Source organism: Staphylococcus coagulans, assembly GCF_022557135.1.
In the GTDB taxonomy this organism is placed as follows: Bacteria; Bacillota; Bacilli; order Staphylococcales; family Staphylococcaceae; genus Staphylococcus; species Staphylococcus coagulans.
In genome coordinates this window covers 1655362-1670077 of record NZ_CP092966.1, presented here as the reverse complement: position 1 = coordinate 1670077, position 14716 = coordinate 1655362, and the positions used below count along the sequence as shown (strand labels likewise).

Sequence of the window (14716 nt, the reverse complement as noted above, 5' to 3'; positions counted from 1 at the left end):
AAAATGACAAATCACAAATTAATTGAAGCAGTGACTAAGTCACAATTACGCGATGATATCCCAGCATTCCGTGCAGGTGACACTTTACGTGTACACGTTCGTATTATTGAAGGTAGCCGTGAGCGTATCCAAGTATTCGAAGGTGTTGTTATCAAACGTCGTGGTGGCGGTATTTCTGAAACATTCACAGTTCGTAAAATTTCATCTGGTGTTGGTGTTGAACGTACATTCCCATTACACACACCAAAAATTGAAAAAATCGAAGTGAAACGTCGCGGTAAAGTACGTCGTGCGAAACTTTACTACTTACGTAGCTTACGTGGTAAAGCAGCGCGTATTCAAGAAATTCGTTAATTTCGAAGCGCAAAGTAACAAAATAAACATAAAACAAAAACCGGAAATTATGAATTTCCGGTTTTTTATATTTCAATTTTTATATATTTTCTCACATGAAGCAATCATCTGTGGTTTCGTACCTTGATCTTGATGAAGTCACGAGGCTCATTTGGGATATTGGAACACGAGTAATGTAGATTTACAGCAATCTAGAAATGAGGTCTGTCTCGTAAATCATTTATATGTCCCATCAATATGATTATTAAAAATATTGCCAATATCACGAAATTCAAGTAATACCTTCTCTTTGTAGTTATATTTAAGATCATTGAATTCTTAATGAGTTTTCCCCGTTTTTCTTAACCATTTTCGATATAACAATGCGCTGATGAGGCCGATAAGTGTGAGTCCTGTTAATGTTTTCCAATAAGGTAGCGCATAGTGTAGTGTTACCTCAGTATCTCCTTTTTGTACAGGAATGACCGTCATTAGCCCATTGCCTTGTTTGACTACTCTTGATTCTCCATGCGCTTCTGCTGACAATCCTTCTCGATAAGGCATAGGTAATACAAGGTACTGTGCTTGATTCGAATTAAAATGTGCTTTCAATTGTTGTGCACCGCGTTCAATTCGAACGGGCTGTACACTTTTTTGAGCTTTTTTAAGTGTTTGATAGTTTTCTCCATATATGCCTTTAATACGGAAACGGTACTTTCCTTGCTTAAGTTTGACTTGAACTGTATCTTTGGCGGGTACTCGAACGGTAACTGGTGTGACAAAACGACGATAGGCATAATTTAATGATGTACGTCTTTGATAGAAATCATCCACTTTTAAGTAATGTGGCTGACTAGGGCTCAGTAATTCAACATCCATCTCAATATAATAATCTTTAAATGCAGAATGTTGTTGGTGGGGAATTTGAATATTTACGCCTCCGTCTTTTTTATGAACTGATAAGTGATCTTTATTTAATGTTGCATCACGAGGTTGTATGGTTGCTTTGGAAACGAAATTAGTATTCGGTTCAAAAGAATGATTTGCTTTTGTATCTGGCATAACGACGCCTTGTAACATGGCTTGCTCGCGATCTAGAGGCGATTTTAAGTCATCAGGATTATATACTTTATTTGTTAAGTGCGCACTCGGGTATTGGATAAGATTTTTAGCATGTGCCCATGTTGTTTTGCCATCTTTAATATCGTTTTCAGGTTGCATACCATAGGGTAGAAGTGTATCCGGCGCTTTTTTGATACGATCTGAAACACCCCATAAAGCATACAAGTTTGCACGATCACCTAATAACCGATAAGTACTATTACTATCATATTCCATATTAATCTGCATTTCTTTATCGTAATATTGAAGAATACGACCATCAAAAATGCTAGAGTAGAGCGCTACACCATTAAACCTATAAATGAGACTTGAATTTACTGCATAAGGATCCATATAGTCTATCCGTCCAATAGATGTTTGATGTTGTTTAATTTGGTTGATTTCTCGTTGTAATGTAGGACTATGATATTTTGCAGCTTGCAAATCTTTCATTGTCGACTGATAAGGTGCGATATTATTATGATGATAATCGATAAGTAGGACAAATTGTTGTACTACAAAGAGGATTAGAATTATCCACCGCATATTTTGTGTTAATTTCTTTTGTTTAAGTGCATAATGACTCAAAATGATTAGGATGATGATACTGACAATCATCCACCACATGGCACCTCTTGAAAAGAGCAGGGTTGTGATAGCTAAAAGAATAATCGGTATGAGTGACTGTAAAAAGTCTCTGCGTGTCAATTCATTGAAATATTTAATCCATAGCGTGATGAGTGCACTTGTTGTCAGTGCAAGGAAATAAACCCAGCGTCGTTGTGGAAAGGAAAACCCGTTAAACATACTATCAAAATAAGGCGATAAAGAACCAATTAAAAGAAGCCATGTTAAGACAGCAAACATTTTATATTCATAATGACGATAGAGTTTAAATGAACATAACGCAACTAATGCAATAAATGTAACTGTAATATAAAATCCATTTGTAAAGATATGATATTTCTGAGAAAAATCTATGATGGGAGAAATCATGACATCATTCGATTCTCGATCATTATTTAAAAACGAACGTACACCTGTGATAAATCCAATCGAAGCGATGCAAAAGCTGATGATGGTAGCCGGTATCAACAGGTAGAGTTTTTGCCATCTTGTGACACAATCTTTGGGATGTGTATGTATCATACGATATATTAAATAGACTGTAAGACCAATTAATTCGTAATAACTAAAATAAAAGTTCGAATATAAAGTTAAAGTAATCGCGATTATAAACAAACCGATTTTACGGCTTCTAAAAAAACGCTCCATACCCCAAATAGATAAAGGTAAATAAATTAAAATATCTCCAAAGAATGACCACGTAAAATTAAAATAGTAAACGACGGAAGAACTTGCGTAAAGAAATGCCCCTAAATAGCGTTCATAACGTTTAAAATTAAATGCTCTAAACATCCCGTATGCAGCGATAAAAGTCATGATACAACGTAAATAAGCCGTAAATATTTGGTTTCCAGGCCAAAAAGCAATCCCTTGAGGGTGCATATGAAATAGCCATTGTCCTAAAGCGACAAATAAGAAATTAAAATACATCATAGGAGAAGTAGCATAATAATAGGCTAAATCAGTAAAGTAATCACCGCCAAGTCCTAAAGATAAATCATAAAAGGACTTAAAATGAGAAAACCGATCATACAAAAACATTTGGAATGGCATCATTTGCTTAAATCCATCTCCGTTACCACTATAAATGATTCCATGAACAACAAAGCGATAGAGGACAGGTAAATAAACAATCAATCCCACAAAACTTGCAACGATCATAAGTTTAAGCCCTTTTTTAAAGGACAACGTTTTAGTTTGCTTTTTCAACTTTTTCACTCTTTCTTTTTTGATAATGTTGTCGACACCAACGGCTAAACATGAAACTGAGTCCGACACTGAATATCGAAATAATAATCATTGTTATAAAATAAGGTGGACGATAAGTCAATTGGATTTCCTTTGCATGCGCTGAAACTGGGACGCCTGTCATCATATAGTTCACTTTTTCAACCTTTACCTTTTTACCATCAACTTTAGCGGACATGCCTAGGCGATAAGGGATGTTTATAACTGCCATACCCCCCTGATGTGCTCTTAAACGAATAAAGAACTTCCCTTGTTTTTCAACCAAATGATGCTTCATGTGATGATTGGCTTTTTTGAGAATTTGATAATTTTCTCCATATAAACCACGTAATTGGAAATGATAAATACCTTGAGGAGAAAATTGAATACGAATATTGCCATTTTCGTCTGGTTGAGTCCGATATAATAATTCATTTTGACCAGTGCGATAAATGGAATCATTAAACAAACGATTGTTTTGATAGTCATTCACGATAATCGTACTGTTACTATCAGGCAATCCTTTTTTAACATAAACAATAAGATAAAAATCTTTATTATTTTTTCGAATTGTATACGGAACATGAATGCGCAAGCCGCCCTCTGGTTGGGAGACTTTAATTTTATTTCTACCAATTTTATGTGCATGAATATATGAGGGATAGACCTTATTAATAAGATTGCTTGTTTTTGTCGGATAAGGGTCTCCTTTATTATCTAAAACAACACCTTCGATCATGGCATGTTCACGATCTAGAGGGTGTTTTAAATCACTTGATCGATAGTAACGCGCCATGACACGAACTGGTGGAAGGATATCCTGATTTTCATATATTTGATATTGACCTTGCTGTTTAACCCATTGAAAGTTTGCAGGTAATTCATGTTGGTAATCTTTCAACATTTGATAACGAACAGAAAATAAACTCGCGATATTGGAGCGGCTTCCTGTCGATTGATAACGGCTTACAGATTCTTCTTTTAAATTAATCATCAATTCGTGATAATAAAGTGCTACAAGATGATGATCAAAAATACTCGAATATAGACTCAACCCTCTAAAATTCTGGTACATTGGTGTGTTATCTTGCGCATTTACTCGCCAATCGATACGTTCTCCGGCCCTTAACTGCGACTTCATGTCGTTAACAAGTTCTTGTTGAAGTGGTGTATTGTAAAGACTTGCTTCTACATAAAATCGATTTGCCCTTTTTTCATGGTCTTGATGAAAGATTTGGTACTTTGTAAAAACAAGAGAGACAAGTAAGTTCAATACGAATAACGATATCAAATAAATACTGAACAGAAATGAGAAAATATACTTTGTCTGTGTATTTTTTAATAATAAGGCTAATAGCCCGATGAAAAAGACAGCGGGCAACATATATATCCAAGTGACATAGCGCTCATAAAAATAAGCGCTTATCCATACTACCAATATTGCAGGAATAGAAGTAAAGATATATGTTCTATAGTCTATAGATTTGAAGTGATGGAGATAGCATGCAATTAAACCACTTGAAGCAAATGCGAGTAAATAGTGCCAGCGTTTTTGTGGCGCAGAAAAGCCGTTAAAGAGACTGTCAACATATGGGATAAATGCGCATACAATCGTGATTAAGCTTAGAATAGCAAAGAGTCTAAAGTAAAAATGACGGTATAATTTAAAGGTCAGCAAAGCTTGAATCGTAATGAATAATATAACGATTAAATAATTATCGTAAAATAAATTTGAGCCAGAATTGAATGGCTCAACGAATGGAATACGGCCACTATAAGGAACTCTGCTATTATTTAAAAAGCTGTGAACACCATGAAAGAAAAAGAAAAGACTTGCACCTACGCCTAAAATGGCTCCAACAACAAGCGGAACAAATGATTGCTTTCGATGTATTAAATCTTCATCGTGCCGATAAATTAGACGCGAAAGATAGTAAATGATACCCATTAACACTTGATAATAAGCAAAATAAAAATTATTGATGAACGATATGGCGACGACGATTACAAAAAGTCCTATTTTTCCAGTTCTAAAAAAACGCTCAATACTTAAAAATAGGAGAGGCATCCAAATAAATACATCACTGAAAAATGGCCAATAGACTGTAAAACGAAAATATATCGGTGAAGTTGCAAATAAAAACGCAAATAAAATTGCAGCGTGGTGTTTTAAGTGTATGTATCTTGCATAAGCGTATGTCGCAAGGATAATGCATGCACATTTTAAAATTGAAACAATCAGTGCGAGTTTTAACCAATACATCATTTGAGTTGGATCGATAAGTCCCCAATGATGTAATAACCATGTTATAAGTGCAGTAATGATGAAAATGATATTCGTTGAAAAGTAGTAAGATAGATCTGTAAAAAAATCTCCCCCTAATCCGAAATCGGTCGTATAAAAAAAGGTACCCTCAGACCATTTTTGATATAAAAACATCTGAATTGGTACCATTTGTTCTAGACCATCATTAGGGCCAGTGAACAATAAACCATCTACACTAAAGCGATAAATGATATACGCGTGACCTATTAAAGATAAAATCAATGCTGTGATAATCATGTTTACAGATTGAAAAAAGCGCTTCATCATTGAACCCCACTTTATATATTATCGATCTTTAAGGATGTATTTAGATAAGACATAAGTGATTGGAATCGTTACAATTAAACCGATAAAAGGTGCAATCGATTCGTTAAAACTTAAATATTGTACAAAAATAAAAATAAGCAACGTTTGAGTGCCCATATTCACAACTTGTGTTAGCGGAAAAGCTAAAAACTTTTTTAAGGTTGGTTTGACTTTATAAACAAAGTAACAATTTAAATAGTAAGAAATAACAAAAGCAATAATAAAGCCAACGATATGGCTGATAAGATAATGAATATGAAGTAAGTTCAAAAGGATAAGGTATACGACGTAATAGTTCAATGTATTAATACCACCTACGAGAACAAACCTAAAAATTTCAGCAATTCTTTCTATATTATACATCAAAAAATACCTGCTTTCATGAAATCAAACGTTGTGTGATTAATAGCTATTGACGTTCAAGTTAATTATACTTAAAGTAATGTAGGTACCTCATAATATTCTAAGATAAATCATACATGTGATTCATGTACGGGTAGGTTGAAGAACATTTTGATGAATGCACAACTTAAAATGATATTTCTACCAAAATCAATAATTAATATAACATAGATAAATTGAAAAAACGATGTCTAGCGTATTATTTAAAGGAGTTTAAAATTTATGGTGATTCAGTGGTTTCCCGGTCACATGGCCAAAGCGAAAAGAGAAGTAACAGAGCAATTAAAAAAAGTGGATGTTGTATTTGAGTTAGTAGATGCACGAATTCCATTAAGTTCAAGAAATCCGATGATTGATGAAGTGATACAACAAAAGCCACGCGTAGTCATTTTTAATAAAAAAGATATGTCTCATTTAAAAGAAATGGAAAAGTGGTATACATTTTTTAAAGAAAAAGGGGCCTATCCTGTTGCGGTCGATGCTAAGCACGGTAAAGGTTTAAAGCAGGTCGAAGTCGCAGCTATAGAAGTAACGAAAGAAAAATTTGAACGTGAAAAAGCTAAAGGGTTAAAACCAAGAGCGATTCGCGCGATGATAGTGGGTATCCCAAATGTAGGTAAATCAACGCTAATAAACAAATTGGCAAAACGCACAATCGCGCAAACAGGAAATAAACCAGGTGTAACGAAGCAGCAACAATGGATTAAAGTGGGTCAATCATTGCAATTATTAGATACACCAGGAATTTTATGGCCTAAATTTGAAGATCAGTTGATCGGTAAAAAGCTAAGTTTAACAGGTGCCATCAAAGATAGCATTGTGCATTTGGATGAAGTTGCCATTTATGGGTTAGAGTTTTTAATTGAACATGATTATGAAGGCTTATTGGCACATTACAAAATTGATGTGCCACGTGATGCAGACAATATTGAATGGTTTGACGCAATTGGGCGTAAAAGAGGCCTATTACAACGTGGAAATGAAGTGGACTATGAAGCTGTAATTGAATTAATTATTCATGAAATTAGAAATGCGAAAATAGGAACATATTGTTTCGATATTTATGATGAATTGAGTGCGCAATAAATGAAACCATCAAAAACTATTGCTCAAATCAAAAAAGAAATACAAGCCATTCAAAATATCCAAAGTTTAAAGGCACACCCGGATTATCATGATACTCGAAAGGGCGTACAACGTATTTTTTTAAGCCGTGAAAAGCAAATCGGAAAAATACAGGCACAGCTATTAAAATATGAGGAAATGTGCCAATTTGAAAATGAAATTTTAGCGCATCATCCGGAAGCATTGATTTGTGGAATAGATGAAGTGGGTAGAGGACCTTTAGCAGGGCCTGTCGTCGCGAGTGCGGTTGTTTTACAACCCGAACATCACTTTATTGGTATCAATGACTCTAAACAACTTTCTTCGGCTAAACGCAAGAACTTGAATACACAGTTACAAGCGAATGTACGTGCATGGCAAATTGGAGTGGTCACACCACAGGAAATTGACGAACTCAATATATACGAAGCAACCAAATTAGCCATGTATCGCGCAATTGAAAAGTTAACTGTGGTGCCTACGCATTATTTAATTGATGCGATGACATTAGATAAAATCGCTGCACCACAGCAGTCCATTATAAAAGGGGATGCTCGAAGTGTTTCAATAGCAGCAGCGAGTATTATTGCGAAAGAATATCGGGATGATTTGATGGCGTCTTATGATCAACAATACCCTGGCTATGATTTTTCAAATAACGCCGGTTACGGGACGAAAAAACATTTAGATGGTTTGGAAGCGTATGGTGTGACAGATATTCACCGCAAAAGTTTTGAACCGATCAAGTCAATCATCGCAAAGAAGCTGTAAGATTTAGTTGCTGATTTGATCCTATTTTGAAGGTCAATTAATCGTATTCGTTTGCAAATTTGTGAATCTATGTTTTACTATAATTAATTTCCAATTAAAGAAAGGAATTTGAAATTTATGGATGAAACATTACAGAAATTGTATAAAGTACTCGTTCACTTTGAAGAAACAGAAGTGGAGATTACACATGATGAAAAGAAATTAGAAAAAATAAAGCAAGAAATTGAACAAAATTTAAATATCTCTATTGAAGAAGAACAACAAGCTGACTTGATTCGTCTATTGAAAGACCATAATTTTGCTGTGGAATCAACAGAAGATGAACAAAAAACGATTAATGTCCCAATGGATGATGACACGCAAGTTACTTTCCAAGCAGACAAGTAATTTGATGAAATCATCCATCCGCTTCTCTGAATAATAAACTTTAAAAATGGCCGGAAGCGAGGTTGCCATATCACATGTATGGTAAACTCATTTCCGGCCTTTGTTTTATGCATTTTTTATGCTTCAAAACAATACATCTTATATCAATGATCTTTGCGGTGGATTGAATCTTGATGGTTAAAACCATTTGGATAACGACGCTCAAGTTTTTCTATGTTTAACTGTGCAATTTCATTCAAATCTGTATCAATGACAGATGCACATGTTGAGAGATACCACAATACATCTCCAAGTTCCTTCTTAAAAGCCGCTTTATCAAAATCGTGTCCATGATACAAATGCTTTTTGATGATATCCGCGACTTCGCCAGATTCTCCATTAAGTCCCAATACGGCCATCTGAATATGTTTATGAAAATCGGGCTGATCTTTTAAAGTTCGCATTGCTTTTTGTTGATATGTATTAAAATCCATTAAAGATACCTCCTATTTTTCAGTCTATTAATGTATAAGGAAAGCTAAGTTTATATTATCATAATCAACTACGATAAAAGTGAAATTTAATGCAATACGGAAAGATGCGTCCATCATAAGCTTCTTTCTGTGACATCCTTTTATCATTCATGCCCATTAAAAAGTGGGGCGCTTAAATTAAATGGATTAAATCAGTGTTAAAAGTCTGATAAATAGTGAGAACTCTATGTCTATCTGTTTACAATAGCGCTTACATTTCCTATAATTGAAATTGAACTTAACCTTAAGAAACAGGAGGATGGAGTATGAATATCCATGAGTATCAAGGAAAAGAAATTTTTCGCTCAATGGGCGTAGCAGTACCAGAAGGGCGCGTGGCTTTTTCAGCTGAAGAAGCTGTAGAAAAAGCGAAAGAGTTAGATACAGATGTTTATGTTGTAAAAGCACAAATTCACGCTGGGGGACGTGGTAAAGCAGGCGGTGTAAAAATTGCTAAGTCTTTATCAGAAGTTGAAACATACGCGAATGAATTGCTAGGTAAAGTGCTCGTTACACATCAAACGGGTCCAGAAGGTAAAGAAGTAAAACGCTTATACATCGAAGAAGGTGCAGATATTCAAAAAGAATATTACGTTGGCTTTGTGATTGATCGCGCAACAGATCGCGTAACTTTAATGGCATCTGAAGAAGGCGGAACTGAAATTGAAGAAGTTGCAGCTAAAAGTCCAGAAAAGATTTTTAAAGAAACAATCGACCCTGTCGTAGGTTTATCACCTTATCAAGCGCGTCGAATTGCGTTTAACATTAACATTCCTAAAGCATCAATTAATAAAGCAGTAAAATTTTTAATTTCTTTATACAATGTGTTCATTGAAAAAGATTGTTCTATTGTTGAAATTAATCCACTTGTTTTAACAGGTGAAGGGGAAGTTTTAGCGTTAGACTCTAAAATTAACTTCGATGACAATGCGTTATTCCGTCATAAAGATGTGGTGGAACTACGTGACTTGGATGAAGAAGATCCAAAAGAAATCGAAGCTTCTAAATATGAATTGTCCTATATCGCTTTAGACGGAAATATTGGTTGTATGGTTAACGGTGCCGGCTTAGCAATGGCAACAATGGATACAATTAACCATTTTAACGGTACACCAGCCAATTTCTTAGACGTAGGTGGCGGTGCTACTAAAGAAAAAGTGACTGAAGCTTTTAAAATTATTTTAGGGGATGGCAACGTAAAAGGTATTTTTGTAAATATCTTCGGGGGAATTATGCGTTGTGATATCATCGCTGAAGGTATTGTAGCTGCTGTTAAAGAAGTTGAGCTTACATTACCATTAGTCGTTCGTCTTGAAGGAACAAATGTAGACCAAGGTAAAAAAATCTTAAAAGAATCAGGTTTAGCAATTGAACCCGCTAGCACTATGGCTGAAGGCGCTCAAAAAATCGTTAAACTTGTAAGTGAAGCGTAAGGAAAGGATGGGACAACTAAAATGAGCGTATTTGTAGATAAGAATTCAAAAGTTATCGTACAAGGTATTACAGGGTCAACTGCCCTTTTCCATACTAAACAAATGTTAGAATATGGGACACAAATCGTCGCAGGTGTAACACCAGGTAAAGGTGGACAAGTGGTCGAAGGTGTACCGGTCTATAATACAGTGGAAGAAGCTAAGAAAGAAACAGGCGCAAACGTTTCTGTCATTTATGTACCTGCACCATTTGCTGCAGATGCTATTTTAGAGTGCGCGGATGCAGAATTAGATTTAGCTATTTGTATTACTGAGCATATTCCTGTTATTGATATGGTTAAAGTGAAACGTTATCTTGAAGGTAGAAAAACACGTTTAATTGGACCAAACTGCCCGGGTGTCATTACATCTGATGAAACAAAAATTGGTATTATGCCAGGTTATATTCATAAAAAAGGACATGTTGGTGTTGTTTCACGTTCAGGTACATTAACTTATGAAGCTGTTCATCAATTGACTGAAGAAGGCATCGGTCAATCTACAGCGGTAGGTATTGGCGGAGACCCAGTTAATGGTACAAACTTCATTGATGTTTTAGAAGCTTTTAATAACGATGATGAAACAAAAGCTGTAGTAATGATTGGTGAAATTGGCGGTACTGCTGAAGAAGAAGCGGCAGAATGGATTAAAGCCAATATGACTAAACCGGTTATCGGCTTTATCGGTGGTCAAACAGCTCCTCCAGGGAAACGTATGGGACACGCAGGTGCTATTATCTCTGGTGGTAAAGGAACTGCAGAAGAAAAAATCAAAACGCTTAATGATTGTGGCGTTAAAACAGCTGCAACACCTTCTGAAATTGGTGCAACGTTAATTGAAGCAGCTAAGGAAGCTGGCATTTATGAATCATTATTAACAGTGAAGGCATAACAGCATAACTAAAAGTTAAATATTAAAAAGGGTTGGCTCGCGTCAGCCCTTTTTATGCTTGATTTATAAATGAGCCGAATTCTTTGTGTTAAACCGCTCAATGAACAGGTATATTGAGCGCTGTTTGATAGAAATAATAAATATTTAATTCGTTTTAGACATACATGGCAGGACATAAATACCTTATAATCTTAATGAGGTGACTAAAAGATGATGAAACAACTGTTACTTTTACTATTGTATGCCGGTTTTACAACACAACAGCTTCAAAAAATGTATCCTATCTTACTCGCTTTAAAAGGTAATGTCGACGGCGTTAGCAACTATCTAAATGAAATGTTAAAAATGACGTCCTCTCAAAGCATTGTGCAAAAAATTAGGCGTTTTCGTTCATTAGAAATCGATACAATAGAATCTGATTTAAAACGACATCGTATTATTCCTATAGCGATTCATGACCCTCTTTATCCTTCCCAATTAAAAGAAATTCATGACCCTCCTTTTATCCTTTTTTGTAAAGGTAATCTCCAAACATTTAAAACGATGAAACATACTCTAGCAATTGTTGGCGCAAGACGCTGTACGAACTATACGCCACAAGCACTTTCGTATTTATTTAAAGACTTAAGCGAATACTCAATCACTATTATTTCTGGCTTAGCACATGGAACCGATGCACTTGCACATCAATTTGCGCTTGACTATCATATGCATACTATTGGTATTCTTGGATTTGGTCATCATCATCATTATCCTACAAGTACATTACAGTTGCGACAAAAAATCGAAAACCAGTTTCTTACAATAAGTGAATACCCACCACACACACCTATCGCAAAATTTAGATTTCCTGAAAGAAATAGATTGATTAGCGGATTATCTCAAGGGGTATTAATTACAGAAGCTCGGGCACGGAGTGGGGCACTCATTACCTTGGATCAAGCATTGGAACAAAATCGTAATGTTTATGTATTACCAGGTGATATTTTTAATCAGAACACAAGAGGTAATTTATTGCGTGTAAAAGAGGGGGCAGAAGTGGTTTTATCCGCACAAGATATTCTTAAAGATTATAAAAATTAAATGTTAATGCTTTGTGAAATAATTATAAAAGATTGACAAATATAAAATTAACCGTTTATCATTTATCTTTGTAAATAGAAAAAGCAAGGGGGTAACTACTTTGGCAGATAATCTTGTCATAGTTGAATCGCCTGCAAAAGCGAAAACGATAGAGAAATATTTAGGTAAGAAGTATAAAGTCATTGCATCTATGGGGCACGTAAGAGACTTACCACGTAGCCAAATGGGTGTGGATGTTGAGGACAATTATGAGCCTAAGTATATCACTATAAGAGGAAAGGGACCTGTCGTAAAAGATTTGAAGCGACATGCGAAAAAAGCTAAAAAAGTTTTTCTCGCGAGTGACCCCGACCGCGAAGGTGAAGCAATTGCATGGCACTTAGCAAATATACTTGAGTTAGAAGATAGTAAAGAGAATCGAGTTGTATTTAATGAAATCACTAAAGATGCTGTGAAAGAAAGTTTCAAACATCCACGCGGCATTGAAATGGATCTTGTGGATGCGCAACAAGCGCGCCGTATTTTGGACCGTTTAGTGGGTTATAATATTTCACCAGTTTTATGGAAAAAGGTAAAAAAAGGGTTATCAGCTGGACGTGTGCAATCCGTTGCATTACGCCTCATCATTGATCGTGAAAATGAGATTCGTAATTTTAAGCCTGAAGAATATTGGTCAATTGAAGGCGAGTTTCGTTATGGAAAATCAAAATTTAATGCCAAGTTTCTACATTATAAAGGTAAACCTTATAAATTAACGAATAAAGATGATGTCGCTGTGATCACTAAAGCATTGGATGGGGACCGTTTTACCGTTTCAAATGTTTCGACGAAAGAAAAAACGCGTCGGCCTGCATATCCTTTTACGACGTCAACCTTACAACAAGAAGCTGCACGTAAGTTGAACTTCAAAGCGCGTAAAACCATGATGATTGCACAACAATTATATGAAGGAATCGACTTAAAAAGAAAAGGTACAATAGGTCTGATTACTTATATGAGAACAGACTCTACACGTATTTCTAAAGATGCACAAAATGAAGCAAAACAATATATCGAGTCTCAATATGGCGCTGATTATTTATCAAAATCAACACAAAAAGGAAAACAAGGGGATCAGGATGCCCATGAAGCGATTCGTCCAACGAGCACACTTCGAACACCTGCTGAGATGAAAGATTTCTTAACTCGGGATCAATATCGCTTATACAAATTAATTTGGGAAAGATTTGTAGCAAGTCAAATGGCACCTGCGATTTTAGATACTGTTTCTGTTGATTTGACACAAAACGATATTAAGTTTAGAGCGAATGGCCAAACAATTAAATTTAAAGGCTTTATGACGTTATATGTGGAAACAAATGATGATAAAGGTAAAGAAAAAGAAAACCGCTTACCGAAATTAGAAGTAGGTAATGAAGTTATTGCTACTAAAATAGACCCAGCTCAACATTTTACTCAACCCCCACCACGATATACTGAAGCACGTCTTGTTAAAACGTTAGAAGAATTAAAAATTGGGCGTCCATCAACTTATGCTCCTACAATTGACACCATTCAAAAAAGGAATTATGTTAAAAATGAAAGTAAACGCTTCGTGCCAACTGAACTGGGTGAGATTGTGCATGAACAAGTGAAAGAGTACTTTCCTGAAATCATTGATGTGGAATTCACAGTAAATATGGAAACGTTACTCGATAAAATTGCTGAAGGCGATATTGCTTGGAAAAAGGTTGTCGGTGATTTTTACAACAGCTTTAAACAAGATGTTGCACGCGCAGAAGAAGAAATGGAAAAAATTGAAATTAAAGATGAGCCTGCCGGTGAAGATTGTGAAGTCTGCGGTAGCCCGATGGTAATTAAAATGGGGCGTTATGGTAAGTTTATGGCATGTTCAAATTTCCCAGATTGTCGAAATACAAAAGCAATTACGAAACCGATTGGTGTTAAGTGTCCTAAGTGTAAAACAGGTGATGTCGTCGAACGTAAATCTAAGAAAAACCGTGTCTTTTATGGTTGTTCAAATTATCCAGAATGTGATTTTATCTCGTGGGATAAACCTATCGGCAGAGATTGTCCGAAATGTAACCATTACCTTGCTGAACACAAAAAAGGACGTACAACGCAAGTCGTTTGTTCGAACTGTGATTATAAAGAAGAAGTTCAAAAATAATGTT

12 protein-coding genes are annotated in these 14716 nt (G+C 35.4%); 8 read left to right on the top strand and 4 right to left on the bottom strand.

What is annotated here, in order from left to right; genetic code table 11:
- Positions 1 to 3: 3 nt before the first annotated feature.
- Positions 4 to 354, top strand: a complete 351-nt coding sequence (rplS, locus tag KM149_RS07970; protein ID WP_016424892.1) for a 50S ribosomal protein L19 — start codon at positions 4 to 6, stop codon at positions 352 to 354.
- Between the two features lie 318 nt (positions 355 to 672).
- On the opposite strand, the gene KM149_RS07965 is transcribed toward rplS, so the two are convergent.
- The 3 genes from KM149_RS07965 to KM149_RS07955 are packed head-to-tail and all read right to left on the bottom strand — an operon-like array spanning position 673 to position 6283.
- Entirely contained in the window at positions 673 to 3279 is a 2607-nt protein-coding gene (locus tag KM149_RS07965; protein ID WP_425353675.1) for a YfhO family protein, read from the bottom strand.
- Positions 3254 to 5878: a YfhO family protein gene (locus KM149_RS07960; protein ID WP_214970366.1), complete on the bottom strand. Its 2625-nt coding sequence runs from the start codon at positions 5876 to 5878 to the stop codon at positions 3254 to 3256. The genes KM149_RS07965 and KM149_RS07960 overlap by 26 nt, the downstream gene beginning before the upstream one ends.
- Before the next feature lie 21 nt (positions 5879 to 5899).
- Positions 5900 to 6283: a GtrA family protein gene (locus KM149_RS07955; protein WP_060830030.1), complete on the bottom strand. Its 384-nt coding sequence runs from the start codon at positions 6281 to 6283 to the stop codon at positions 5900 to 5902.
- A 261-nt stretch (positions 6284 to 6544) separates the two neighbouring features.
- Here KM149_RS07955 and ylqF point away from each other — a divergent pair, with 261 nt between their 5' ends.
- From ylqF to KM149_RS07940, 3 genes are all read left to right on the top strand, one after another.
- The gene (gene ylqF, locus KM149_RS07950; RefSeq protein WP_165545744.1) at positions 6545 to 7408 is read left to right on the top strand and encodes a ribosome biogenesis GTPase YlqF; all 864 of its coding nucleotides are present in this window, start codon (positions 6545 to 6547) and stop codon (positions 7406 to 7408) included.
- The gene (locus KM149_RS07945; RefSeq protein WP_214970369.1) at positions 7409 to 8197 is read left to right on the top strand and encodes a ribonuclease HII; all 789 of its coding nucleotides are present in this window, start codon (positions 7409 to 7411) and stop codon (positions 8195 to 8197) included. It abuts the gene before it with no gap.
- Between the two features lie 117 nt (positions 8198 to 8314).
- Positions 8315 to 8584, top strand: a complete 270-nt coding sequence (locus tag KM149_RS07940; RefSeq protein WP_016424899.1) for a hypothetical protein — start codon at positions 8315 to 8317, stop codon at positions 8582 to 8584.
- Between the two features lie 143 nt (positions 8585 to 8727).
- On the opposite strand, the gene KM149_RS07935 is transcribed toward KM149_RS07940, so the two are convergent.
- On the bottom strand, positions 8728 to 9057 hold the full coding sequence (locus KM149_RS07935; protein WP_050331215.1) for a nucleoside triphosphate pyrophosphohydrolase family protein: 330 nt from the start codon (positions 9055 to 9057) through the stop codon (positions 8728 to 8730).
- Positions 9058 to 9362: 305 nt separating this feature from the next.
- On the opposite strand from KM149_RS07935, the gene sucC reads away from it, so the two are divergent.
- The 4 genes from sucC to topA all read left to right on the top strand — a co-directional run bounded on the left by sucC (position 9363) and on the right by topA (position 14712).
- Positions 9363 to 10529: an ADP-forming succinate--CoA ligase subunit beta gene (gene sucC / locus KM149_RS07930; protein ID WP_050345739.1), complete on the top strand. Its 1167-nt coding sequence runs from the start codon at positions 9363 to 9365 to the stop codon at positions 10527 to 10529.
- A gap of 21 nt (positions 10530 to 10550) precedes the next feature.
- The gene (gene sucD, locus KM149_RS07925) at positions 10551 to 11459 is read left to right on the top strand and encodes a succinate--CoA ligase subunit alpha (protein WP_016424902.1); all 909 of its coding nucleotides are present in this window, start codon (positions 10551 to 10553) and stop codon (positions 11457 to 11459) included.
- A 210-nt stretch (positions 11460 to 11669) separates the two neighbouring features.
- The gene (gene dprA / locus KM149_RS07920; protein ID WP_182280460.1) at positions 11670 to 12542 is read left to right on the top strand and encodes a DNA-processing protein DprA; all 873 of its coding nucleotides are present in this window, start codon (positions 11670 to 11672) and stop codon (positions 12540 to 12542) included.
- Positions 12543 to 12642: 100 nt separating this feature from the next.
- Positions 12643 to 14712, top strand: coding sequence for a type I DNA topoisomerase (gene topA, locus KM149_RS07915; RefSeq protein ID WP_050331212.1), 2070 nt, complete (start codon positions 12643 to 12645; stop codon positions 14710 to 14712).
- The last annotated feature ends 4 nt before the right edge of the window (positions 14713 to 14716 follow it).